This is a genomic window from Shewanella psychromarinicola (genome assembly GCF_003855155.1).
Taxonomy (GTDB): domain Bacteria; phylum Pseudomonadota; class Gammaproteobacteria; order Enterobacterales; family Shewanellaceae; genus Shewanella; species Shewanella psychromarinicola.
Genome location: NZ_CP034073.1, coordinates 5070329 through 5094956, shown reverse-complemented (window position 1 = coordinate 5094956; position 24628 = coordinate 5070329). Strand labels below are relative to the sequence as shown.

Annotated in this window: 20 protein-coding genes, 1 pseudogene and 1 riboswitch; of the genes and pseudogenes, 17 read left to right on the top strand and 4 right to left on the bottom strand. The window is 44.4% G+C overall.

Annotation, left to right across the window (positions count from 1 at the left end; genetic code table 11):
* The first annotated feature begins 24 nt into the window (after positions 1-24).
* The 4 genes from EGC80_RS22120 to EGC80_RS22105 all read left to right on the top strand — a co-directional run bounded on the left by EGC80_RS22120 (position 25) and on the right by EGC80_RS22105 (position 2463).
* Positions 25-363 (top strand): DUF6795 domain-containing protein, encoded by a 339-nt coding sequence (locus EGC80_RS22120; RefSeq protein ID WP_124013680.1) that lies wholly within the window; start codon positions 25-27, stop codon positions 361-363.
* A gap of 81 nt (positions 364-444) precedes the next feature.
* Positions 445-1554, top strand: a complete 1110-nt coding sequence (locus EGC80_RS22115; RefSeq protein ID WP_124012320.1) for an ISAs1 family transposase — start codon at positions 445-447, stop codon at positions 1552-1554.
* A complete protein-coding gene (locus tag EGC80_RS22110; protein ID WP_124013681.1) occupies positions 1547-1927 on the top strand; it encodes a hypothetical protein in 381 nt (126 codons plus the stop codon). Before EGC80_RS22115 ends, EGC80_RS22110 begins: the two co-directional genes overlap by 8 nt.
* A 263-nt stretch (positions 1928-2190) precedes the next feature.
* Complete coding sequence (locus EGC80_RS22105; RefSeq protein ID WP_164839520.1) at positions 2191-2463, top strand: lipase family protein; 273 nt, start codon at positions 2191-2193, stop codon at positions 2461-2463.
* A 121-nt stretch (positions 2464-2584) separates the two neighbouring features.
* Here the strand turns inward: EGC80_RS22105 and metH are convergent, their stop codons facing one another.
* The gene (gene metH / locus EGC80_RS22100; protein ID WP_124013683.1) at positions 2585-6301 is read right to left on the bottom strand and encodes a methionine synthase; all 3717 of its coding nucleotides are present in this window, start codon (positions 6299-6301) and stop codon (positions 2585-2587) included.
* 861 nt (positions 6302-7162) lie between these two features.
* On the opposite strand from metH, the gene EGC80_RS22095 reads away from it, so the two are divergent.
* The 11 genes and pseudogenes from EGC80_RS22095 to cobO all read left to right on the top strand — a co-directional run bounded on the left by EGC80_RS22095 (position 7163) and on the right by cobO (position 19537).
* Entirely contained in the window at positions 7163-7819 is a 657-nt protein-coding gene (locus tag EGC80_RS22095) for a TetR/AcrR family transcriptional regulator (protein WP_124013684.1), read from the top strand.
* Positions 7809-9158: an efflux RND transporter periplasmic adaptor subunit gene (locus EGC80_RS22090; protein WP_124013685.1), complete on the top strand. Its 1350-nt coding sequence runs from the start codon at positions 7809-7811 to the stop codon at positions 9156-9158. The genes EGC80_RS22095 and EGC80_RS22090 overlap by 11 nt, the downstream gene beginning before the upstream one ends.
* On the top strand, positions 9155-12262 hold the full coding sequence (locus EGC80_RS22085; RefSeq protein WP_124013686.1) for an efflux RND transporter permease subunit: 3108 nt from the start codon (positions 9155-9157) through the stop codon (positions 12260-12262). Before EGC80_RS22090 ends, EGC80_RS22085 begins: the two co-directional genes overlap by 4 nt.
* A gap of 697 nt (positions 12263-12959) precedes the next feature.
* A riboswitch (cobalamin riboswitch) is annotated at positions 12960-13080 on the top strand.
* Positions 13081-13159: 79 nt separating this feature from the next.
* Positions 13160-13969 (top strand): ABC transporter ATP-binding protein, encoded by an 810-nt coding sequence (locus tag EGC80_RS22080; RefSeq protein WP_124013687.1) that lies wholly within the window; start codon positions 13160-13162, stop codon positions 13967-13969.
* Positions 13962-15068: a FecCD family ABC transporter permease gene (locus EGC80_RS22075; protein ID WP_124013688.1), complete on the top strand. Its 1107-nt coding sequence runs from the start codon at positions 13962-13964 to the stop codon at positions 15066-15068. The genes EGC80_RS22080 and EGC80_RS22075 overlap by 8 nt, the downstream gene beginning before the upstream one ends.
* Positions 15069-15309: 241 nt before the next feature.
* A complete protein-coding gene (locus EGC80_RS22940) occupies positions 15310-15378 on the top strand; it encodes a hypothetical protein (protein WP_233768685.1) in 69 nt (22 codons plus the stop codon).
* A 293-nt stretch (positions 15379-15671) separates the two neighbouring features.
* Positions 15672-16006, top strand: a pseudogene (locus EGC80_RS22065) (nicotinate-nucleotide--dimethylbenzimidazole phosphoribosyltransferase); the annotation flags it as partial.
* Between the two features lie 9 nt (positions 16007-16015).
* Entirely contained in the window at positions 16016-16801 is a 786-nt protein-coding gene (locus EGC80_RS22060) for an adenosylcobinamide-GDP ribazoletransferase (RefSeq protein ID WP_101032618.1), read from the top strand.
* Complete coding sequence (gene cobU, locus EGC80_RS22055) at positions 16801-17331, top strand: bifunctional adenosylcobinamide kinase/adenosylcobinamide-phosphate guanylyltransferase (protein ID WP_124013689.1); 531 nt, start codon at positions 16801-16803, stop codon at positions 17329-17331. The genes EGC80_RS22060 and cobU overlap by 1 nt, the downstream gene beginning before the upstream one ends.
* Positions 17331-18902, top strand: coding sequence for a cobyric acid synthase (locus EGC80_RS22050; protein ID WP_124013690.1), 1572 nt, complete (start codon positions 17331-17333; stop codon positions 18900-18902). Before cobU ends, EGC80_RS22050 begins: the two co-directional genes overlap by 1 nt.
* Positions 18899-19537 carry a cob(I)yrinic acid a,c-diamide adenosyltransferase gene (cobO, locus tag EGC80_RS22045; RefSeq protein ID WP_124013691.1) on the top strand — a complete coding sequence of 213 codons (639 nt, stop codon included), beginning with the start codon at positions 18899-18901 and terminating at the stop codon, positions 19535-19537. The genes EGC80_RS22050 and cobO overlap by 4 nt, the downstream gene beginning before the upstream one ends.
* Before the next feature lie 64 nt (positions 19538-19601).
* On the opposite strand, the gene EGC80_RS22040 is transcribed toward cobO, so the two are convergent.
* Both EGC80_RS22040 and tnpA read right to left on the bottom strand, forming a co-directional pair.
* A complete protein-coding gene (locus EGC80_RS22040) occupies positions 19602-20255 on the bottom strand; it encodes a substrate-binding periplasmic protein (protein WP_267898651.1) in 654 nt (217 codons plus the stop codon).
* Positions 20256-20327: 72 nt separating this feature from the next.
* Positions 20328-20777 (bottom strand): IS200/IS605 family transposase, encoded by a 450-nt coding sequence (gene tnpA, locus EGC80_RS22035; RefSeq protein ID WP_124013301.1) that lies wholly within the window; start codon positions 20775-20777, stop codon positions 20328-20330.
* A 73-nt stretch (positions 20778-20850) separates the two neighbouring features.
* Here tnpA and EGC80_RS22030 point away from each other — a divergent pair, with 73 nt between their 5' ends.
* Positions 20851-22341 carry an RNA-guided endonuclease InsQ/TnpB family protein gene (locus EGC80_RS22030; protein WP_124013300.1) on the top strand — a complete coding sequence of 497 codons (1491 nt, stop codon included), beginning with the start codon at positions 20851-20853 and terminating at the stop codon, positions 22339-22341.
* 369 nt (positions 22342-22710) lie between these two features.
* Here the strand turns inward: EGC80_RS22030 and EGC80_RS22025 are convergent, their stop codons facing one another.
* Positions 22711-23067, bottom strand: coding sequence for a winged helix-turn-helix transcriptional regulator (locus tag EGC80_RS22025; RefSeq protein WP_124013693.1), 357 nt, complete (start codon positions 23065-23067; stop codon positions 22711-22713).
* Between the two features lie 121 nt (positions 23068-23188).
* Here EGC80_RS22025 and EGC80_RS22020 point away from each other — a divergent pair, with 121 nt between their 5' ends.
* Positions 23189-24556: an aldehyde dehydrogenase family protein gene (locus EGC80_RS22020; protein ID WP_124013694.1), complete on the top strand. Its 1368-nt coding sequence runs from the start codon at positions 23189-23191 to the stop codon at positions 24554-24556.
* Positions 24557-24628 lie beyond the last annotated feature (72 nt).

Genomic DNA, 24628 nt, shown 5'->3' with positions numbered 1-24628 from the left:
TATATCAATGAGTTGGGGGAGAGGGTGTTAAATAGTATTCTTGATAAATATCGTTACCTTTTATTGCTTACGGTTTCATTATTTCTATTTGTGATTATTTTTTTTTCATATGCTTACCCCGAAGGAGATGATGCAGTGTTTGGATTTTTGAAGCGATATGAAGTTGAATTATCGGCTCCTGTACAAGGGCGAATCACCAATAATGGCATTCCAATTTCGGGGGCGGAAGTTGTTAGAGAACTGTCATATGGTGGTTATGACAAGGGTGACCCTATTATTGACTATGCATTAACCGATACAAATGGTGAGTTTTCATTTAAAGAAGTTAAAGTTAAGTCAAATGCCCCCAGGGCGAGATCGTGAACGTTTTTTAAACAATTTAACTCACTATTTGACGTTAACATCTCGCTATGATCTTATACTCCCTTTTTTCGGGAGCACACCATGCATATTGACCACTTCAAAGAGCATTTCCAAACAATAACAGACCAGCGCCAGGGGGCTAAAGTGACCTATTGCCTCTTTGAGGTGCTGTTTGGTTCGCTATGTGCCGTTATCGCAGGCGCTAAAGGCTGGTTTGACATTCGCGAATACATTCTTGGGCATCATGATTGGTTTCAAAACAACAACCTCTTCATGAACGGCATTCCCGCTGATGACACGATTGCTCGTATTATATCAACCATTGAACCTGAGCAGTTTCACCAATGTTTTATCAATTGGATGTCTTCGATACACACCCTTACTGAAGGCCAAGTCATTGCTATCGATGGAAAAACGCTTCGAGGGTCATACAATCGTGAAGATAGAGCCAGTACCATACACATGATTAGTGCTTATGCTTCATCAAACAAATTAGTACTTGGTCAGCTTAAAACAGAACAAAAAAGTAATGAGATAACAGCTATTCCTGAGTTGATAAAAATGCTCGATATCAAAGGGGCGTTAGTGACTATCGATGCGATGGCTTGTCAAACAAAGATAGCAAAAACCATTGTGGACCAAGGTGGTGATTATCTGCTTGCCGTTAAAAGTAATCAGGGAAAGCTGCGCGAAGCAATAGTAAAAGCCTTCGCTTTCCAGCGAGCTAACAATACGGACAAATCCGTAATTGAACACGGTCACGGACGTACTGAGTGTCGACAGTGCTATGTTATTGATAGTAAAAACTTACTCGGTGACTTTTCAAAGTGGAAAGGGCTAAAAAATATCGTTATGGTTGAAAGTTGTCGCCTTGAGAAAGGAAAACCAATCGAACTTGAGTATCGTTATTACATTAGTTCTAAGGAGTTAAGTGCTGAGCAAGCAGCGATAGCTGTCCGAGAACATTGGGGCATAGAATCGATGCACTGGGTGCTTGATGTCAGTATGAGTGAGGATGCATGTCAAATATACAACGCACACGGGGCGGAAAATCTATCATGTCTGCGTCATATGAGCTTGAATATGTTACGAGCAGAGCCGACGAAGATAAGCATTGTTGGAAAGCAAAAGCGATGCATGATGAATCCATCGATGCTTGAAGCAGTATTAAAGGCTGGATTCAGTGGTTAGGTTAAAAATTAAACACTCATGCGGTAGCCCTGCAAATGCCCCCGGTAATATTTTTGGGCAAGATGCACGTCTTAGGCAGGAAATTTATATTAAGAAAGAACCTGATGAGATAAAAGATGGTGAAGATAAGTATTACTGGCTTTGGTTGATCAGTAAGAATTGGATTTCTGTTCCTTATTTAAACAAATTTTTGCTGCAGTTAAATGCAGACTTACAAAATAAAGAATTACAATATGAAGTTGATTTAACGCAGTTTGGTTTAATACGTGATCATCCTATAATTTCAATATGTTACTGGGAAGATGAATTAATTACGACTTATTACGGTGAATCTATGGATGTTGTTACAAATTTTAATGATTTAAAAAATTAATTAGATAAAAAATATTTAAAAGTTTATTTTAAGGATGAAATAATGAGTGTTATATCCCCTAATGTTGCAGCTAGAATCGCATTGCTATCTTACCAAATTGAAAAAAACCCAAAAGATTACCTATCCATAATAAGGTAAAACAACACTTTAAGTTCAACGCAGAAGATGTCCAACAGGGGACTTCTGGTGGTTTCTTTTGGTGCGAAACGACAGGCTTTTTGCTCATTGGCCAAGGACATAGTCAGCAACATAAGGGCGATCACGTGATTGCAATACGGGGTACAAATACTTTAGCTGATGCGGTAACCGATATTACTGCTCATTCAAAAAGTAATGATGCGGGTAGCTTAGTTCATACAGGTTTTCAAACAACATTTGAATCTTTTAGAGATGGGTTAGCTGACTATTTAGATAAACCTGAAGTGTTAAAGAGTACAGGTATTATCCATTGTGTTGGTCATAGTTTAGGTGGTGCATTAGCGACTTTAGTTGCAAATTGGGTTAAAGCTAAATATAACAAAACAGTTTACTTATAAACCTTTCGACCTATATCCAAACGAAGTTTGGACATAAAAAAGAGTAACCGCGATTACTCAAGGTTACTCTTTATTCGGGAGCACTCTCTACTCTGGGTCACTCTCTGCTCAGGATCACTCTCTATTCTGGGTCATAGTCCAATATCGGTGACAACCATCGCTCTGTCTCTGCTAAGGTCATGCCCTTACGTTTAGCATAATCTTCAACTTGATCTTTACCAATATTGGTCACGCCAAAATAGCGTGATTTTGGGTGGGCAAAGTACCAGCCAGACACTGCAGCGGTTGGGTACATGGCGAAGCTTTCGGTAATGTTTAAATCAATCGTTTCATCGGGTTTGAGTAAATCCCACAACAAACCTTTTTCAGTATGATCCGGACACGCTGGGTAACCTGGTGCTGGACGAATACCTTTATAACGTTCGCGAATTAACGCTTCGTTATCGAGTATTTCATCGGCGGCATACCCCCAAAACTCTTTACGGACGCGCTCGTGCATACGCTCGGCCAAGGCTTCGGCTAAACGGTCGGCTAAACATTTGAGCATAATCGCATTGTAGTCATCATGGTTGGCTTCAAAACGGGCTACATGTTGATCAATACCGTGACCTGTTGTCACCGCAAACCCGCCCATGTAATCGGCAACGCCGCTGTCTTTAGGGGCAACAAAGTCTGATAAACAGAAGTTGTCGTTACCCACGCGTTCAAGTTGCATGCGCAGATGATGGGTGGTCATTTCCAATGTGGTGCGAGTGTCATCGGTATACAGTTCAATGTCGTCGTGATTAACGGTATTGGCTGGGAATAAACCGATGACGGCTTTGGCGGTAAGCCACTTTTCAGCAATAATTTGCTTCAGCATGTCTTGGCCATCGGCGAATAATTTAACCGCTTCTTCACCGACCACTTTGTCTTTTAAAATTTCAGGGTAATGACCGTGCAGTTCCCAGCTTCTAAAGAACGGTGTCCAGTCAATACGTTCAACTAAATCATCTAGCGGGTAGTCATCAAATACTTGGCGACCTAACACGTTAGGCGTAAATGGGCGGTAGTTTTCCCAGTCATGTTGGCAACGGTTTTCACGCGCCGCTTCAATCGACACTAAGGTTTTACGCTTGGTTTGCGATAAGCGTTTTTCACGCATCATGTCGTATTCAGCATAGGCTTCGTCGATGGTGGCTTGGCGGGTGGTATTGTTAATCAGTTTCGACACCATAGGCACGGCGCGGGATGCATCGGCAATATAAATGGCGCCGTGTGGATAATGCGGCGCTATTTTCACAGCCGTATGAATTTTAGAGCAAGTCGCCCCGCCGATAATGGCCGGAATGGTTAAGCCTTCACGGTGGAAGGTTTTCACGTTGTGGACCATTTCATCAAGGCTTGGGGTAATGAGCCCTGACATGCCGATGATGTCGATATTATGCTCTTTAACGGCATCGAGAATTTTATCAACCGATACCATCACCCCAAGATCGACCACTTCGTAGCCGTTACAAGCGAGCACGACGCCGACGATATTTTTACCGATGTCGTGCACATCACCTTTTACGGTGACCATTAAAATTCGTCCGTTTGACTGACCCGCAACCTTCTCTAGTTCGATATAAGGATTAAGGTAAGCAACGGCTTTTTTCATCACTCGAGCCGATTTAACCACTTGCGGTAAGAACATTTTGCCCGCGCCAAATAAGTCACCGACTACGTTCATGCCGTCCATTAATGCCCCTTCTATCACATCAAGTGGGCGGGTGGCTTCTTGGCGTGCAGCCTCGGTGTCTTGGTCAATAAATTCAGTAATGCCTTTGACCAAGGCGTGCGACAACCGCTTGGACACCGGCCAGCTACGCCAGGCTAAATCTTCTTTTTTGGCCACTTGGGAGCCATCGCCGCGAAAGGTTTCGGCGATGTCGAGTAGCTGTTCGGTGTTGCTTGAGTCGGCAACCGGGCAAGGTAAGTTTTGTACTACGTTTTCAACCCGTTTTTTAAGCTCGGGATCTATATCATCGTATATGGTTAACTGACCCGCGTTGACAATGCCCATGTCCATGCCGGCTTGAATAGCATGGTATAAAAATACCGCATGAATCGCTTCACGTACTGGGTTGTTACCCCTAAACGAGAATGACACGTTAGACACACCACCGGAGATCATTGCATGTGGCAAGGTGGTTTTGATGTCTTTAATGGCTTCGATAAAGTCGACAGCATAGTTGTCGTGTTCATCAATACCGGTGGCAATGGCGAAGATGTTGGGGTCGAAAATAATATCTTCTGGTGGAAAGCCGACCACATCAACCAAAATACGGTAAGCACGGGTACAGATTTGGGTTTTACGTTCACGCGTGTCGGCTTGGCCGTCTTCGTCAAAGGCCATTATAATGGCGGCGGCGCCATAGCGTTTCACTAAGGTGGCTTGCTCGATAAATTTGGCTTCACCTTCTTTCATCGAAATCGAGTTAACAATGGACTTGCCTTGGACGCATTTAAGGCCCGCTTCAATCACTTCCCATTTAGACGAGTCGATCATGATCGGCACGCGGGAGATATCTGGCTCAGAGGCAATTAAGTTTAAAAACTTCGCCATGGAAGCCACGCCATCGAGCATGCCTTCGTCCATGTTGACGTCGATAATTTGGGCGCCGTTTTCGACTTGCTCGCGCACCACATCGAGGGCTTCTTCAAACTTTTCTTGCTTAATTAAGCGTAAAAACTTGGCTGAGCCTGTCACGTTGGCGCGCTCGCCGACGTTGACGAATAGCGAGTTTTTATCGATGGTCAGTGGCTCTAACCCCGACAACCGACACGCCACAGGAATGTCTGGAATGTGTCTTGGTTCATGTCTGAGTACTGCTTCACGAATGGCATTAATGTGGGCGGGGGTGCTACCGCAACAACCGCCGACAATATTGAGCATGCCTTCTTGGGCCCATTGGTTGATGACTTCAGCCATCTCTTCTGGGGTTTCATCGTAGCCGCCAAACTCGTTGGGTAAGCCCGCATTTGGATGGGCGGAAACATAACACTCGGCAATACGTGACAATTCTTCAACGTAAGGACGCAGCTCTTTTGGCCCAAGGGCGCAGTTAAGGCCAATGGATAACGGCTTAATGTGGCGCAGTGAGTTATAAAACGCTTCGGTAGTTTGGCCGGTTAAGGTGCGGCCCGATGCGTCGGTGATGGTGCCGGAGATCATAACGGGTAAGCGATCGCCAAGTTGATCAAATACTTTTTCAATCGCAAATAGGGCGGCTTTGGCGTTTAAGGTATCAAAAATGGTTTCAACCATAATGATATCGGCGCCGCCTTCGATTAAGGCGCTGGTCGATTCGACATAGGCTTCGACGAGTTGATCAAAGCTGACATTACGAAACCCTGGGTCGTTCACGTCTGGGCTGATAGAACAGGTGCGGTTAGTTGGCCCTAATACGCCAGCAACGTAACGTGGCAAGCCTGTTTGCGCAGCCACTTCGTCGGCAGCTTGGCGGGCAATTCTGGCACCGGCTAAGTTAATTTCGGCGGCCAGTGACTGCATGTCGTAGTCGGCCATAGCAATCGTGGTAGCGTTAAAGGTATTGGTTTCAATAATGTCGGCACCGTTCAATAGGTACTGAGTATGAATATCTTTAATGATTTGCGCTTGGCTGAGTACTAATAAGTCATTGTTGCCTTTAACATCGCAATGCCAATCTTTAAAGCGCTCACCACGATAATCTTCTTCTTCCAACTTATGGTCTTGGATCATGGTGCCCATGGCACCATCTAAAATCACAATACGCTGCGCTAACAAGGCATTAAGTTGTTCAAGTGTTTGACTGTAAGAAGTCGATTTAGCCATAATAGTTACCTTTTTATCACTATGTTGCTTGATACCTTGATTGAGATAAGCATACCCTTATTTTTACAATAATAGGGCGATAACATCATTGCTGTGTACAACGGTTGATTACAATTGCTGCTTACAATGCGCATCTTCTAAATGATTACCTTTTAAGATAGCCTTTTGGACATATAAACGTATAGACGTCTATACTACGCGAGTTTTCACCGCCAGAGCAAGGCTGATTTAACTTCTACTTGGGTTAAGCGATGGGGGACGTCAGTTAGCCGCAGAAATGTTCAATCAATCAACATAATAGCAGGTGTTTTTATTGATCTAAGCCTCTGTTTAATAAAAATTTATTATCAATATATGTTTATTATCTTATTCGATTACTTCAGGCTGCTTGTCGTCAAACCGGTTGAGGATGACAAGCCCAATGAGGCCGAACACCTGAGCATCCAAATTACAACATACTATGGCTTTAAAACCGAGTTGAGTTATAGGGCGGAACTCAAGCTGTTTCAGCAACATATTGCCAATTTTTGTCACAAGCTTGAAAAGCGGTAAAGCCTAGGATGTAGCCAATATTGCAGCATAGGGAGAAACGTTTAATGACAGATACCGTCTTCTGCCAGAAGGTACTAGATAAAAAACCGAGATAAAAACCCTACATGGTTATACAAAGGTTCTAAAGCATTAACCAAATCACCTCCCCGCTAAACATAAAGGGTTATACTCATGCTGTTATAGTTTTTTATTCATATTTAACAACTTGTTAATAGCTGTATTCTTCGTTATCGCTGATTTTGTGGAATTATTTCACTGCCAATTAATGTGCTCTGCTCTTAAAATAATTCTTTAACTGAGGAATTCTGTATGCCTGATAGCAAGAATAAAGTGGGACGCCCCAGTGGAGAGACCCAAAATCGCGATAAGCTTATTCAGGCTGCAAGGTCTCTTTTTGTCGAACGTGACTACTCTCAGGTTACCGTTCGTGATGTCGCGGCGCTTGCAGGCACTGATCCCGGGCTTATTCGCTATTACTTTGGCTCTAAACAAAATCTGTTTATCGCGATGTTGCGAGAGACGGCCGCTCCAGTGAAACAAGAGCTCTACAAGGTGAATAAAGAAAAACAAGCCCATGGCCCGGCAAGCTTGATGCAGACCTACTATCAAGTGATGTCAGCGCATCCCCATTTCCCAAGATTAATTTTCCGTCTGGCAGGCCTAGATCAAAGTATTCCTGAAAATAAAGAGATAACCAAGGTGTTTAACGAAATTGTCAATGTGGATGACATCATGATGTTTGATAAACTCGAAGCTAAGGGACTGTTGCACGATGATGTTGATATCCATTGCGCTCAACTGAGTTTTTTTTCGATGATGATCTTTCCATTTATTGTGCCCGAAGGGTTCTTGAGTCGACTCGGTATACAAATCACCCCAGAATTTTTAATGAAACTTGCACAGCAAAATACCAATCTGCTTGCAAGAGGCTTGATGCCGACAAAGGACAAAAATAATGACCAGTAATAAGAAACGTTTTCTGCTCCCCGGTGTCCTATGCGGAATGCTGATATTATTTTTAGCTATAGCCCTAAAACCATCACCCTCGGTTGTCCAGAGTTATGATAAAGCCAGGGCGGTTGACATTCTCACCCTGGACAAAACCTTGCTGGCCCCAAGAATACAGGGGTTTGGTCGCGTGACACCTAAGCATATATGGCAAGCCGTCGCCGAAGTGAGTGGCAAAGTTATCTACCGCCACCCTCAGCTTGAAACGGGCCGAATGTTACCAAAGGATACCTTGGTGCTAGAGATAGACCCTCTGGAATATGAGTTGAAGCTGGCACAGGCACAAGCGAGTCTCAATGCTACGTCGGCACAACTGACAAGGCTCGATCAGCAGGAGCGAAATCTCAATACCAGCCTGCAGATAGAGAACCAGAAACTGGATCTGGCTAAGCAGGAATATCAACGTAAGCTCACCCTCAAAAAGCGTAATTTGGTGTCGATTTCTGAACTTGAAAGTCAGCATCAGTCCTTGTTGGTACAAACCAAGCTGGTGGAAGATCTGCAAAACTCAATTAAGCTCCTTCCCGACGATAGAAAAGTGAGCCAAGCACAGCAAAGCGTCGATGTTGCACAGTTAAAAGATGCCCGCAGAAGACTGAAACAAACCAAGGTTGTGCTGCCCTTCGATGCCAGAGTGGCCGATATCAACATTGAGCAAGATCAGGTGGTTGCCATGGGATCAACTATGTTGATCGCTCACCAACTCGGTACTGCGGAGATAATGGCTGAAATATCACTGCAGGACATGCGCACTTTAGTCAGCAGTATTGAAATGATCCCTGAACAAAATAGTCTACCTTCTTTTGAGCTCTTAGCATTACAAGCCGATGTAGAGTTTCAGGTAGGAAGCAATCGTTTTACTTGGCCAGCTAAAGTCACCCGGGTGGCTGAAACGGTTAATCCGAATCAGGCTACCATCGGCTTATATCTTGAGGTTGAGCAGGATATTCGTCAGCTTAAGCCATTCAGTCGGCCTCCTCTGACCAAGGGAATGTTTGTTTCAGCGCGGATATACGGCCAGGCAAAGCCACATTTTATCGTCCCCGAGAAGGCGCTTCACGGTGACAAGCTATATCTGATGAGCTCGGATAATAAACTGATGATAAAACCGGTGACCATTTTGTTCCGTAATCAAGATCAAGTGGCGATTAAAGCAGACGTTATCGTTGGTGATAACATTGTGCTCAACGATCTTATTCCCGCTATCCCGGGGATGTCTTTAAGAGATATCTCATCAGACCCCGACGTTAATGCTGCTGAGCAATCTCAGGTGAACCGAGAGGAGGCCGGTCAGTGATCGCTTATATCACCCGTCATCCGACCTTAGCTAATTTGTTGATGCTCAGCCTACTCTTGCTCGGATTATTGAGTTTGGGATCAATAAAACGTGAGACTTTTCCAGAGTTTGCGCCTCCCTATGTTACCGCTACCGTGGTTTATCCCGGCGCGTCGCCGATAGAAGTGGAAGAAAGTCTATGTCTGCGTATGGAAGATGCGGTCGATGGGCTAGGCAATGTCGAAGAAGTAAAATGTGACGCACAAGAAGGCGTCGCGTCCATGACTATCAAGCTGGACGGCAAAGCCGATATTGGGCGCGCTATTGTGGATGTGCAAACCCAGATCAATGGGATTAAAAACTTTCCATCACAAATTGAACCGCCGATCGTTAAAGAGCTCGATTGGGCTGAGCCTGTTGTTGATATCGCTATTTCGGCCGATGCCAGCTGGCCCCATCTGAAGCATTATGCCGAGGATCTCAAACGTCGCTTGAAAATCGATGCCGGAGTGAGTCTGGTATCCGTTATTGGCTTTTCCGATCATCAACTGCGGGTTGAGCTTAATCAAATCGATATGCGCCGTTTGGGCCTGACTGCAACCGACATTGCCGATGAAGTGGGTCGGCAAAATGTGAAGATCCCTGCCGGTAATATTGAGTTAACAGATAAAAATCTGCTGCTCAGATTCGATGAGCGCAAAGTCACGCCAGCGGCGTTAAAGCAAACCATCGTGGCCTCTACCAGCGACGGCAGCGTGGTCCGACTCGGCGATATTGCCACCGTGACTGACCGATTTGAACTCGATGAAGAGCACATCTTTTTCAACGGGCAGCACGCCGCCATACTCAAGGTGAAGAAGAACAAAGCCGATGATGCCTTAAGAATAAAACAGAAAGTAAGCCGTTTTATCGAGCAAGAGCGTTTACGTGTGCCCGATGGCGTGAATTTGACGTTGACCAACGATCTCTCGTCGCTGCTTAAAGATCGTCTGGATATGATGTTAACCAATGGCTGGCAAGGGATCATCCTAGTCTTCTTTAGCATGTGGTTATTTTTCTCTTTGCGTTACTCTTTTTGGGTATCGGCAGGTCTTCCGGTTGCCTTTTTAGGCGGCATCTATTTGATGAGTCTCTTTGGCGTCTCTATTAACATCATGAGTTTAGTCGGTTTGCTTATGGCCATCGGGATCATGATGGATGATGCCATCGTTATCGCCGAGTCTATCGCCTCCCATGTCGACCGGGGCTTAGCGCCACATGATGCCGTGGTTCAAGGGGTTAAAAAGGTTGCCCCTGGCGTGGTCTCCTCATTTCTGACCACCATTTTAATCTTCAGTAGTTTACTTGGATTAGATGGTCAGATGGGCGCCGTACTCTCGGCTATCCCGACGGTGCTGATTATGGTGCTCAGTATCAGTTTGATTGAGGCATTTTTAATTTTGCCCAACCATTTAAACCATTCATTAAGCCATGTCCCCAAGAAAGCGCCTAGGCCTGAGCTTAAATTTAAGCGAGATTTTTTAGCCGCATTCGAAACGTTTCGTAATACGACACTCGTCAATGCGGTTAGGTTTGTGGTGCATTGGCGCTACGCCAGCGTTGGCATAACCTTAGGTATCTTGCTCTCATCTGTGGCGCTGGTCGCAGGTGGCGTGTTGAAATTCTTGCCCTTTCCGGAGCTTGATGGTGATATCGCCGAAGTGAGAATTATCCTGCCACCTGGCAGCCCATTGAGTTCGACTCAGGAGGTTGTCGAACAAGTGATCCTCAGCGCTAAAGAGACGGCTGCTCGCTATACCCAAGAGGTGGAAGAGGGCGTTGAGCTTATTGAAGATATTACCGCACAGTTTAATTTTAATGCCGATGCGGGCGAGAAAGGGCCTCATGTGGCGACGGTTAGGTTAGATCTCTTGTCGGCCGAAACTCGAAATACGCTGATAGAAGATTTTATCGAAGATTGGCGCGACGGTACGGTTGAGCTGGCGGCCCCTTTGTCTATGGTCTTTAAGCAGCCAACAATGGGGCCTGCGGGTCGTGATATCGAGGTTCGCCTGCTAGGTGATGATCTGGATATGCTAAAGCAGGCCTCGGTGTCGCTGCAATCTTATCTTGCCAGGTTCGATGGTATCAACGGTATTCTCGATGATATGCGTCCGGGGAAAGAAGAAATTAAGGTCAGTCTGAGGCCCGGAGCGGAAGTCTTCGGCATCGATGGTCAGTTGGTCGCCAATCAACTGCGCAGTGCTTTCTTTGGCCAACGGGCCGATGAGATCCAAATTGGGCCCGAGAATATCGAAATTGAAGTCAGGCTGAATAAGGAGCAAGCAGGCGATCTTCATGCATTGGCTAACTTTCCCATTATGTTAGCCAATGGGGAGCAGTTGCCTCTGTCGGCGATCGCCAAATTAGAGCATCAACGATCTTATGTCCGTATTCAGCGGATTAATAGCCAACGTTCGGTTACCGTGATGGCCGATGTTGACAACCGCAAGGGTAATTCCACCGAAACATTAGCTAAGATAAAATCCGATTGGCTGCCGCAAGCCACTGAAGATTATCCTGGGGTTAAGGTCGACTTCGAAGGCTCGGCAAAAGAGACGGCGAAGACGGGCGCCTCTCTTGGTAAGGGATTCCTTATCGGAATATTTGGACTTTTTGTCATACTCAGTTTTCAATTCAGGAGTTACCTCGAGCCTGTGGTGGTGATGTTGGCAATCCCCTTGTCTTTGATAGGCGTGCTTTGGGGGCATGTGCTACTTGGCTATAACCTGTCTATGCCATCGATAATGGGCTTTATCTCCCTTGCAGGCATAGTCGTCAATGACTCTATCTTGCTGGTGCAATATATACGTCATCATGTCGATGAAGGTGATAGCGTTCATGAAGCCGTTGTAAGTGCCAGTCGGGAACGATTTAGGGCGGTATTTTTAACGTCGCTGACGACGGCCGCAGGTCTGTTACCCCTATTGCTCGAAACGAGTCTTCAGGCGCAAGTAGTACAGCCCTTGGTTGTCTCAATCGTATTCGGGATCTTTGCCTCTACCTTGATGGTGTTATTTATTATTCCTTGTGCCTACGCGATTTTGGCTGACTTTGGCTTGGTGAAGAAACATCAAAAAATTTAGCGAGAGGGAGTAAATTACTGCCATTATCTTGTAATGGCAGTGGTCAGATACCCAAACGACCTCGACATGCAGGAGCCAGCATGTCGAGAAGTGACTGCGTTCAAGGTCGTTAATTACTCCTGCATAAACGAGATTGCCATCTTCTGTGGTGGTCTTGGTAACATAGCCGTACTCGTTAACCTCAGCGCAGGAGATAACGGCTTATCCAACAGTCCTTTATCCCGCTAACTGCGTTGCATTAACTTGCAATAGGCTCGCTATTGACGGGTCAATGCGCCTTGTTAGTCAAACAAATGACCCGTTTGAGATGAAATAAGCTGCTCACGTTGGCAATTGCCCCGGTGCGTTATTGGTGACTCACGGTGGCATGATGCGCTGCTTAATGTGCTGCTTAATGGAATATAGGCTTAAGGCTGGCCAATGTAGCGGATTATTCGCTAACCTAGCGATCCCCTATGCTGCTATTATGGTGCTCGATGTCTATTGGCTTGACGATATTGATAAGCTTGACTGTTTTCAATCTGTTGTAATAGATAGCAAGGTAGCTAAAGTGAGCATTACATAGGCTTAACGCGTCATATTGATAGTCATAGAATTATTACTATAACGTCATATTAATAGCGTAATAATCATATTGTTATAATCATAGTTTTATATTCATAGCGTTATAATCGACTCATCAGAACCATAGCGCCATAATCATAGTGCCTTTCAAGGTATTGGGAATTGGGATAAGCCCAAACTGTACCCGCAACTGTAGATGGACCAATTAACCATTGGTGCATAAGTCAGATACCAGCTTTGAATTGCCTCAATATCCATGCCTAAGCGGGTGACTTAGGGGAGTTTTTAAATAGATGTATGTGTTAATTAATTGGACATGGCGAGGTCATTTACATGTCTGAATCAGTATTGGATGTCAATCATCTCTTTTGGCAAGTCGATAATAAAACCATTCTAGCTGATATTGATTTCAGTTTGCCTAGAGGCCAAATGCTAGGGCTCATTGGCCCCAATGGTGCGGGTAAGTCGAGTCTGTTACGTTGCTTGTATCGTTATATTGAGCCAACTAGCGGCGATATTGAAATTTTTTCCAAACCCATCAGTGGTTTTTCCTCTAAATCGTTAGCGCAGAGTATTGCTGTGGTGCAACAAGATACCCCGCATTATTTTGATATGACTACTGAGCAGTTAGTGACAATGGGGCTAACACCGCATAAAAACTTGTTTGACCCCAACACAGCGCAAGACCGAGAACGTATTTTAAGTGCATTAACCAAAGTGGGATTGCAGCAAAAAGCGCAGCAACAGTATGAGCTATTATCTGGTGGTGAAAAACAACGTGCACTAATTGCCCGAGCCATTGTGCAACAGCCACATATTCTTATATTAGATGAACCTACCAATCATTTAGATATTCGTTATCAAATTCAAATCCTTGAACTCGTCGTATCACTAGGGATCAGTGTCATTGCTTCTATACATGACCTGAATTTAGCCAGTGCGATGTGCGATAAATTACTGCTACTCGACCAAGGGCGGTTAATTGCTAAAGGTACCCCAACAGAAGTACTCACCGAGCGGCAAATTAGTGAGGTGTTTGGCGTTTGCTGCCACGTCAATGATCATCCACAACATGGTAACCCCCTCATCAGTTATTTCTATGGTTACCAGGCAAGCAAGAAAGGATGCTCTGATCATGATTGATGCATCGCAACGTCGGTATTATGTGTGTTTCAGTTTGTTGGTATTTGCCACGCTACTTACCCCTATTTTTGCGGCCAGTTTTGGTGCAGCCAATATTGATCTTAATGACGTATTGATCATTTTCAATACTTTATGGGGGGGTGACATACCGAGTTCTATTGATGGCAGTGGGCATGCTATCGAGTTGAGCCAACGTATTGTGCTTGAATTACGCTTGCCGCGGATTTTGTTAGCCTTTGTGGCTGGTGCTGGCTTGTCTATCGCGGGCAGCGTATTGCAAACCGTGACCCGTAATCCGCTAGCCGACCCTTACTTATTTGGCATTAGCTCTGGGGCGTCATTTGGTGCTGTGTTGGTGGTGTCATTATTCAGCCAAACAGGCTTGTTTGCGGAGATATTTTCAGGCGCATTGTCGATAAAACCAAGCTTTACGGCACAACCTTGGTGGTCTTGGTCGACATTAAGCATCCCGATTGGGGCATTTATTGGCGCCAGTTTATCGGTATTGATTGTGTTTATATTGTCGGCTTCTGGTCAAAGTAGTCAAGTTGAACGTATGTTGTTGTCTGGTGTGGCGACCTCGTTTCTGTTCGGCGCACTAACTAGTTTGCTGTTGTATTTCTCTAGCCCACAGGCTGCGGCATCAGTGTTATTTTGGAGCTTAGGCAGTTTTGCCAAAGCCAGTTGGTCTAATTTACTATTACCCAGTGTGACGGTTGGTATTAGTTTGTTAATTATGTTGGCGTTTAGACGGCAAATTATGGCGCTAAAAGCGGGTGATGAAACCGCTCACACCTTAGGCATTAATGTCGCTAAATTGCGTTTAAGTATGTTGTTACTGTGTTCACTGATCACCGCGATGTTGGTGGCGACGTGTGGGGGCATTGGTTTTGTGGGGTTGATGATCCCGCACACGGTTAGGCTATTGTTTTCCGGACGTCAGCCGCTGATCTTAACCGCGATGTTGGGGGGATTATTTATGGTGTGGATTGACGTGATAGCGCGATGTATTTTATCGAACCAAGAATTGCCTGTCGGTATTATCACTGCCGCTTTGGGCAGTGTATTTTTCTTGTTTATTTTGCGTCAACGCCGTTAACAGATCTTATTGACTGACAAGTGTCGTTAAGTCGGTTTTGAGCTTGAGATAATTGATTGCCCGATATTATAGCCGCTAACGGGCTAAGCCAATGTTATTGTTCAACGTTTAGGCGCAGGTGCTCAGGCGATACATTTAGCGGCCGCAATGGGCTTGAAAAAGTCGCCTAAGGCTTAGAGCATACTCGTCAGCGGGTGCACGTCTTGTTGGTGCTGGTTGCAATGTCATTGCTTTGGGTAAAATGGTTATAGGCAATACTTGTGCCGCAACTGCGGTAATGTCAGCTATGCTGAATATCATTATTGCGTAATGTGCTGTGTGTTGAACAATATGTTGAGCAGTGTATTGAGCAATGTGTTGAGCAGTGTATTGAGTAATGTGTTAAGCAGTGTATTGAGTAATGTGTTAAGCAGTGTATTAGCAATATGTTGAGCAGTGTATTAAGCAATGTATTGAGTAATGTGTTGAGCAGTGTATTGAGCCGTGTATTGGTCGATGCACGGGAATTGATGATGCAACCTAGGACACTAACCCCCGATTAATTAACCAAGCGTTAGACTTACATCGTCATGAGTAAGTCTGTTCATGGGCCATTTTAGCCCTTTAGCTGGCGTTAGAATCGTGTCAATGATTGGGGCGATTTTAGTGGCTAGGGAACAAAAATATGAGTGATGATTGATGGTTTTATCGCTACTGCTGCAGCATGAGTTGCGGTAACATTATTTCCACCATCAAGAGATTATTGAGTCTTTGCTCATCAGTGGCAAGAGCAAGGAAATAAGCTTCTATTACAACAGCTACAAGCTACACTATTGTTGTCGCTGGGATTAAGGCTTGGAGAGGGTACTGGCGCTGCATTGGCGTTAATTCAAGCTACGGTGAATTTTTACAATCAAATGGCCAGTTTCTATGGTGCTGGTGTTAATAATGCGGTTTAAGGGTACAAGATGTCTGGCGAGATAAAGTGGTTGCGGCAGTTGAATCTATTTTTTGTGGCAATGAGTTTTTTTACTCGGATCCCGGTGCCGCCTTGGGTGGTTATCGACAATGATAAGCAGAGCAAGGCCAGCCGATATTTTGGTGTGGTCGGCTTAGTGATTGGCTTAATTTGTGCGCTGTTGTTTTGGTTAGCACAACTCATTTTACCCGCGAGTATCGCTATTTTACTGGCGATGGTGGCGGGTGTGCTAGTCACTGGCGCATTTCATGAAGACGGTTTAGCCGACACCGCCGATGGGTTTGGTGGTGGTAGAACGATTGAAGATAAGCTGCGGATTATGAAAGATTCGCGCTTGGGCAGTTATGGGGCATTATCTCTGGGATTGGTGTTACTACTTAAATGGCAATTGTTGGTAGAGTTAGCTTTATACAGCCCACTGGCGGCGGTCAGCGCACTTGTCGTGGGTCACACCTTAAGTCGAGTCGTGTCGGCGAGCTTAATTTTCAGTGAACAATATGTCCGAAATGAACAGACCAGTAAGTCAATGCCTGTAGCACAAAATCAGCAGCTCAATGACTTGCTTATATTAATTGCTAGCGGTATTTTTGTGTTGTTATGGCTTAATGGCCTAGTGGCATTTGTACTGTTTATTACCTTATGGCTGGTGCGTATTTTGTTAGGCGGATTCTTCCGTAAACAGATTGGAGGCTATACTGGTGACACATTAGGCGCAGCACAGCAAATTAGCGAAGTGTGTTGTTATCTTGTCATTTTAGCGGTGGGATTAAGCTGATGATCCATTTGGTGTTGGGCGGTGCGCGCAGCGGTAAGAGTCAATTTGCAGAGCAATGTGTAGCCGAATACGCTGCTATTGGTTACCAATGCGTGTATTTAGCCACGGCAACGGCGCTAGACAATGAAATGTCGCAGCGTATTGAGCAACATCAGCAATATAGAGTGTCTAGCGCCCATGGCTGGACACTGCATGAACAAGCTTACGATATTGCACAAACCTTGGTGGCAATCGATAAACCCCAGCAAGTGATATTGCTTGATTGTTTGACGTTATTATTAACCAATCATTTATTGTTAGATGATGGTGCCTCGTGGGCTTCTCAAAAATCATTACTCATCGACAGTCTGCCCGCGTTGCAAAGTGAAGTGGTATTAGTCAGCAATGAAGTGGGCTCGGGTATTGTTCCCATGGGCGAGTTAAATCGCCGTTTTGTTGATGAAGCCGGTTGGCTTAACCAATCGATAGCGGCAATATCAGACCAAGTCACTTTGGTGGTTGCGGGCCTGCCTTTGACCTTAAAAGCATAATGTCATTGCCGCATTTTACCCTGCCAACCGCTGACCTATTGTCCGGGGCATTAATGGTGCAAGGCACCACATCTGATGCCGGTAAAAGCACTCTTGTTGCAGGGCTATGTCGCTTATTTGCCCGCCAAGGAGTCAATGTTGCGCCTTTTAAGCCACAAAATATGGCATTAAACAGTGCGGTAACCATTGATGGGGGTGAAATAGGTCGCGCTCAAGCACTGCAAGCCATCGCATGTCAATTACCCCCTCATACCGATTTTAATCCCGTGCTGTTAAAACCCAGCTCTGATACTGGCGCGCAAGTGATTATTCACGGTAAAGCGTTAACCACATTAGAAGCGAAGGCTTTTTTCGGCCCTGAGAGTCGAGGTTATAAAACCTTGGCCTTAGCGGCCGTGATGCAATCATACCGACGCTTACAGCAACAATACTCGCTGGTGGTCATAGAAGGGGCGGGCAGTCCCGCAGAAATCAATTTACGTGATGGCGATATTGCTAATATGGGTTTTGCAGAAGTGGCCGACTGCCCAGTGATTATTATTGCCGATATTGATAAAGGCGGCGTATTTGCCCATTTGGTGGGCACGTTGGCACTGTTAAGTCCGTCTGAACAAGCACGGGTAAAAGGCTTTGTGATTAACCGTTTTCGCGGTGACATCAGCTTATTGCAACCGGGTATTGATTGGCTTGAAGCCTATACCCAAAAACCCGTATTAGGCGTATTACCTTATTTACACGACCTACATTTAGACGCTGAAGATGCGTTAATTGATAGTCCCCAAAATCCGTTATCGGCAACATTGCCTACTACGCAGCGCTTGTCAGTATTGGTGTTAGTGTATCCAAGGATCAGTAATCATACCGACTTTGATCCGCTGCGTTTACACCCGCATATTGATTTTCATTATGTGACTATGCAAAGCGATGCAAGCTCGACGGTATGGCCTAACGCCGATGTCATTATTTTACCAGGCAGTAAAAATGTCCGCGCAGATTTGGCTTTTATGCGTCAACAAGGTTGGGATATTAAACTCAAAACCCATTTACGTTACGGCGGTAAAGTCATCGGGATTTGTGGCGGTTATCAAATGCTCGGTGAGCTAATTGATGACCCTTTAGGCATTGAAGACATTGCCGGTTGCAGCAAAGGATTGGGCTTATTACCTATTACTACCGTATTAACGGTTAGTAAAACCTTAACTCAAGTAAGGGGTCACTTACGCTTACAACACCAGCAGGCAGAGTTTAGTGGGTATGAGATCCATTGTGGTGAGTCTTCACTCACTCAAAGTGATGTAACGCAGCCGCTATCGATTGAACAAGATGCACAGCAGACAATGCCGATCACCAAGCTCGATGGCATGGTGAGCAATGACCAACAAATTTTAGCGACCTATGTGCATGGATTATTCGATCATCCCGCTGCATGCCAACTTATTTTGCAATGGGCAGGCTTAGCGAGTCACCATGCTATTGATATTAACCAAATTCGCGAGCAGCAACTAAATCGTCTTGCCGATGTATTAGAAGCGCATTTGGATATGAATACATTGAAAGGAATAATCTCATGACAACTGATCACCACGACAACGAACAAGCTAGCGCTATTGATGCAAGCAAAGCTGAACGTCATAAAGCCCGCCAACAGAAAGTCAAAGTGGGTGTTGACGCTAAAATTGCCGCAGCCCAAGAAGAAAAAGGTATTTTGCTGGTACTAACCGGTAACGGAAAAGGTAAATCGACATCAGGTTTTGGCTCCGTTGCTCGTGCTGTAGGCCATGGCCATAAAGCGGCGGTAGTGCAATTTATTAAAGGTTCTTGGGCTTGTGGCGAACGTAATTTATTAGCAGGCGCAGGGGTGCCGTTTCATGTGATGGGCACGGGTTTCACCTGGGACACCCAAGACAAAGCAAAAGACACCCAAGCGGCAATGGAAGCTTGGCTAGAAGCAGAAAAATTGCTTAAAGATGAATCGATTAACATGGTATTACTTGATGAGCTGACTTACATGGTCAGTTATCACTATATCGAGCTTGAGCGGGTATTAACGGCATTAAAAAATCGCCCTGCGATGCAACATGTGATTATTACTGGCCGCGCTTGTCATCGTGACATCATTGAATTAGCCGACACCGTCAGCGAAGTGCAACCGATAAAACACGCGTTTAATGATGGGATTAAAGCTCAGTTGGGTTTTGATTACTAACAACAATGTAGGTTTGTTGATGGCTATTCAAATTAGTCTTTTGATTTAGCCGCTCACTCATCGTTTAGTTAAGATTGGGCGGGATATCCATACTTGCTGTAGCACTTGAGTTAACTTTTTTGGTATCAGAGCCAGGAAACCACTTGGCAACAACATGGTTAAATTCGCCGTTTTCTTTGATGGTGTCAAACGCTTGTTGCATTTGATTAAATAACTCAATGCGGGTGTCTTTGTGAGTTGCTAGCCCTAATGAAATTTTGCTAACAATAAATGCCGGAGTAAAATCGGCATGATTAAATCCTAAGTTTTTTACTGCTTCATTAAAACCAATTTCATTGTTGTAATTTAAATCAACGCGGCCAAATTGGAGCATGTTTACCGCAGTAGTTTGGTTGGTCACTAAATATACGTTGGCATAATCATGTTCAATGTTTAAGCGATCCAGTGACACGTCATTGCGAGATAGCGCTATGTTGTACCTGTCGATATCATCTGGATTAGATATATCGATATCGGTTCTTGCGGTTTGTTTGTAAATCGCGTCTTGTACCGTGTAAAAATCGCTTACCCATTTAAAAGACGTTAAGCGTTTGTCGGTTTTCCCAATTGAAAAAATAAACGTATTAGGGTGCTTTTGAGCATTTCTATAGGCCCGACTCCAAGGCATCATTTGAATATCGATATCAAAATTAACATATTGCTGGGTAGCGTGTAAGATATCAATTGAACATTTTTAGGGCGCATTCTCGCTTGCTTTAGCTGCGAGTTAAGCCTTGCGTAAAGCGAAGCTTTACTGTTTGCTTATTGCTTTGCTTTGCTTAATGGATTTATCAGAGGGAGGCTTCTTCTGATTGTCAATATAAGCAGCTACCTGTTCCAAATTTCCGCCACCACATGAAACTACACAATAGCTTGGTGACCAAAATTTACTACCCCAAAGTTTGGTACGAATACTTTCCCAAAACTCTCTGCGAAGTACATAACTAGATTTACCTTTTAGTTTTCCAACTAGATTTGATACAGCCACTTTGGGGTGTACCTGCACCATTAAGTGTACGTGGTCAGCTTCAAAACTGTATTCCATTAACTCACATTGCATTTGTAGGCAAGTCTCGGAAAACACCTCTCGAAGACGCTCTCCCATTTCTAAAGTAAAAACCGCTCTTCTGTATTTCGCAACAAAGACTAGATGGACTTGGTTTTTATAGATGCAACTGCGTCCTGTTCTCCACTCGTACATATAAACCTCACGCTTGATTTGCTATGCAAAGTAGTCTAGTCTGTTTATAAACACATTACAAGGTAGCTTACGCATGGCAATACGCGGTTTTAGTATCAATATCTCTGACAAAACAAGTAGCCGTCAGGCTACTTGTTTTGCTCAGTGGATCGGTGCTTCTAACGTAATGCGTAATCAAAAAAGATCAGAGTATGTTGGTCTGCTTGCTGAAAGCAAGGGCGACCAGATTAATCAAGCCTACAGCCACATACGCACAAATAAGGAACTGCCTTTTTTAAAGGCAATTCCTGTGCAGATAATGCGTAACGCAGCAAGCCTTGTATTTGCTGACGTAGAAGCTTCACGCAAAGGTTTACGTAAGTTTCCTAAGCAAAAGGGGCGCGGCAAAAAACGCAGTGCTTTGATCACAAAAGAGCTGTTTATGCTTGAGCCGTTAGGCGAAAGTAAAACGCTCTTAACCATCTTTGATAATGCGACCAAGAAACGGCAAAAGTTGTTTTCAATTCAACTGGATTACGTACCAGATCAACTTTATAAACAGTTTAGGATCTCAAGATTAGGCAATAAGTTTACTTTCTCGGGTTCGTATAACGACGGTGTAGACTCACCCACAAACGAAGAATTACTTAATGGCTTTGTAGAATACAATGACGATGATTTGCTTGCGCAAATCACGGGCATCGACCGTGGTGTTGTTCTCCCTGCTTGTACAAGTGAGGGCGCACGCTACGCTTATAATCCAGCACAAGTTGCTAAACTGAAAGCTATCGCTAAGAAAAAAGCGCATTATCAGCGCCTTTTAGCGAGTAAAAAACGCTTAAACAAAAATAAAAACAAGCACCGCTGTGAGTCTAAGTCACAACAAAATTTAGCGACTAAAATTTCTAAATTAGATAGCAAAACAGCTAATGTTCGTGAGAACTTTTGCCATACAATTTCTAAAGAAATTGTTATACAAGCCAAACCTATTATTAGCTTAGAAGATTTAAAGCTGACCAATATGACGCGCAAGGCGAAGCCTAAGCGTGACTCAACAGGTCGTAAATTTATCAAGAATAATGGTAGAGCAAAGAGTGGTCTAAACCGCTCTTTACTTAATGTATCTCTCGGCAGGCTTGGTATGTTTATTACGTACAAAGCGAACGACTACGGCAAAGCCGTCGTAGCAATAAACCCTGCTTACACGTCACGAACGTGTCACATTTGCAAAAAGAAACACACCGTCAGACCAAACCAAGCTACGCTGGTTTGTCTAAACGGGTGTGGTACATTTAACGCTGACGAAAATGCAGCGATAGTAATAGCACAACGTGCAGTACCTTACATCAAAGAGTCTAAGTTTGCTGATAAAGCAAAAACTCGTAAGAATACTGCAATCAGGAAGAAAAAGGCGGTATCACCGCCACTGGTGAGCGAACTGTCATCAGTTAAAAAATCAGGAAAGTTAGAGGCTGTTTCTTCGGAAATGTCACCTTGTTTGCTAACGCAAACAAGCCGACGTAAGACCACCATCAGGCGGCACGCTGTGTACCAAGCTTTCTTACAACAAGGGACATTAACTTAGTTTTTGTCTTGGAAACTCGATAGCTTTAGCTACGAGTAGTTCATAAACCAACTAATTGACCTTGCTGATTTTGAGATTGAAATGGCGAGTATGCCTCAGTATAAAAAGTCACTTTTTCTTTTGCTTCACTAACGAGCGAAATAAGCGATATCACCACAATAGTTATAAAAGTGAAAAGAGACCTGATCATGAAATAGGATTACCTTAAGCCGAATTTTCCGCGCATCTTATCCTATTTATTGTATATATCAACGATCCTACTCATTATAGTTTATTACTGGATGTTGAAAAGTTGTAGACAGTGGTGTTTCTTATTTTGGTTTTTTAGTTTATGTCTTTGTTATCGTGATTTATTTACCACTGATTCAGTTACACCACATATTCGTCTGCCCAATCTTTTAAGCGCTCTAAAATATCCAATGCGGTACGGCCAAGATTGGTAATGGCATAAGACACTGCAATAGGGCGATCACTAATCACATGGCGGCTCACTAATCCTTGGGTTTCTAATTCTTTAAGACGTTGATCGACCATTTTCTTACTGGCGCCGCCTAACATGCGAGATAAATCATTGAATCGTACTGGACCATCTTGCAAGTGCCATAGTATTGATGCTTTCCATTTTCCGCCTAACACTCGCATTCCACGCTCAACTGAGCAGGGTTCTGCGCAAGGGTTGATAACTTTTTTTTGACCGTTATTCATTGTTTCAATTGTTGTTTTCATTTTTTCAACTTAAGTTATCCTAGGTTACTAAAAGTATACTGGTTGCTTTTGTATCCTATTGTATCAAAATAGACTTAATTCAGGCTAGTGTCATTTTTGTCCCATTAAGGAATATTTCTCCATGGCAGTATTAACCTCTTACGATCCGGCGAGTTATCACAAAGCCGATGACGGCCAACATATTGAAGCCACTGCGGTTGGCAGTGTTGAAACCTTAGCGATATCTCAGTTACCTGAGGTCATTGCCAATGCCCGAGTCGCGCAAAAAAGTTGGGCGAGTTTGTCGCTCATTGAACGTCAACAGTATCTGGTCAAGGCCTACCAGCAACTTGTGGCGGTACAAGATGAGCTGGCAAGATTAATCGGCCAAGAAATGGGTAAAGATTATCGCCGTGCCACTTATGAAGTGGGTGGTACGGTACAAAATGCAGCGTATTTTGCCAGTGAAATAAGCGATGCATTAACCACTGAGCAAGTTGATAACCGCACTGAAATACAATATCGACCATTAGGTGTTGTGGCGGTGATTTCGCCATGGAACTATCCGTTAGCCATGGCCAATAACTTGCTGATGCCAGCACTTATGGCCGGTAACAGTGTGATATTAAAACCGTCGGAACAGACACCATTAGTGGCTGAGTTGTTTATCAATACATTGAATAGTGTATTGCCAAAAAATGTGCTGCAACTGGCACAAGGCGATAGATCCCTTGGCCAAGCTCTGGTGGCGGCAGACATTAATATGGTGGCATTTACGGGTTCTATGGCGGCAGGAAAGCACATTATGGCCAATGCGGCAGCGGGCTTAAAACGCTTAGTGATGGAGCTTGGTGGCAACGATCCCATGATTGTGATGGCGACGGCCAACATTGACGCAGCGGTCAGGTTTGCAGTAGCCAGTTCGTTTGAAAACGCCGGACAAATGTGTACCTCAACAGAGCGCGTCTACGTGGATGAACGTATTGCCGATGAGTTTGAACAGAAGGTGGTGATGCTGGCCAGCCGTTATCAAGTCTGTAAATGGGATGAAGCCAATGTAAATATTGGTCCTTTAGTGAACCCAATGCAGCACCAAAAAGTACTTGAGCAATTGCAAGATGCTAAAGCCAAAGGGGCGAGTTTTTTACTTGGTAGCGATGATTATCCATTACCGTTTATTCAGCCAACCGTGGTTAGCGGAATAACGCCAGAGATGTTAATCGAGCGCGAAGAAACCTTTGGCCCTGTGGTCGCTATCAGTCGTTATAAGCACATTGACGAGGCCATAAGCAGAGCGAATGATAGCCATTATGGTTTAGCTGCAGTGGTGTTTGGTGGCCAGGGCGCTAAAGCGGTTGCTGAGCAACTTGAGGCTGGCATGGTGGGGGTTAACCAAGGTGCGGGTGCCGGTAATGCGCCATGGGTTGGCGCTAAGCAAAGTGGTTTTGGCTTTCATGGTACTGCTGCAGGGCATCGTCAATTTGCCCAAGTACGCGTAATGAGTTATTAAATTTTTGAGCTGGGCAACATTGATTAACCCATTTTTTGGTGAACAATCGCTGGCCCATTTTATGGTTAAAGG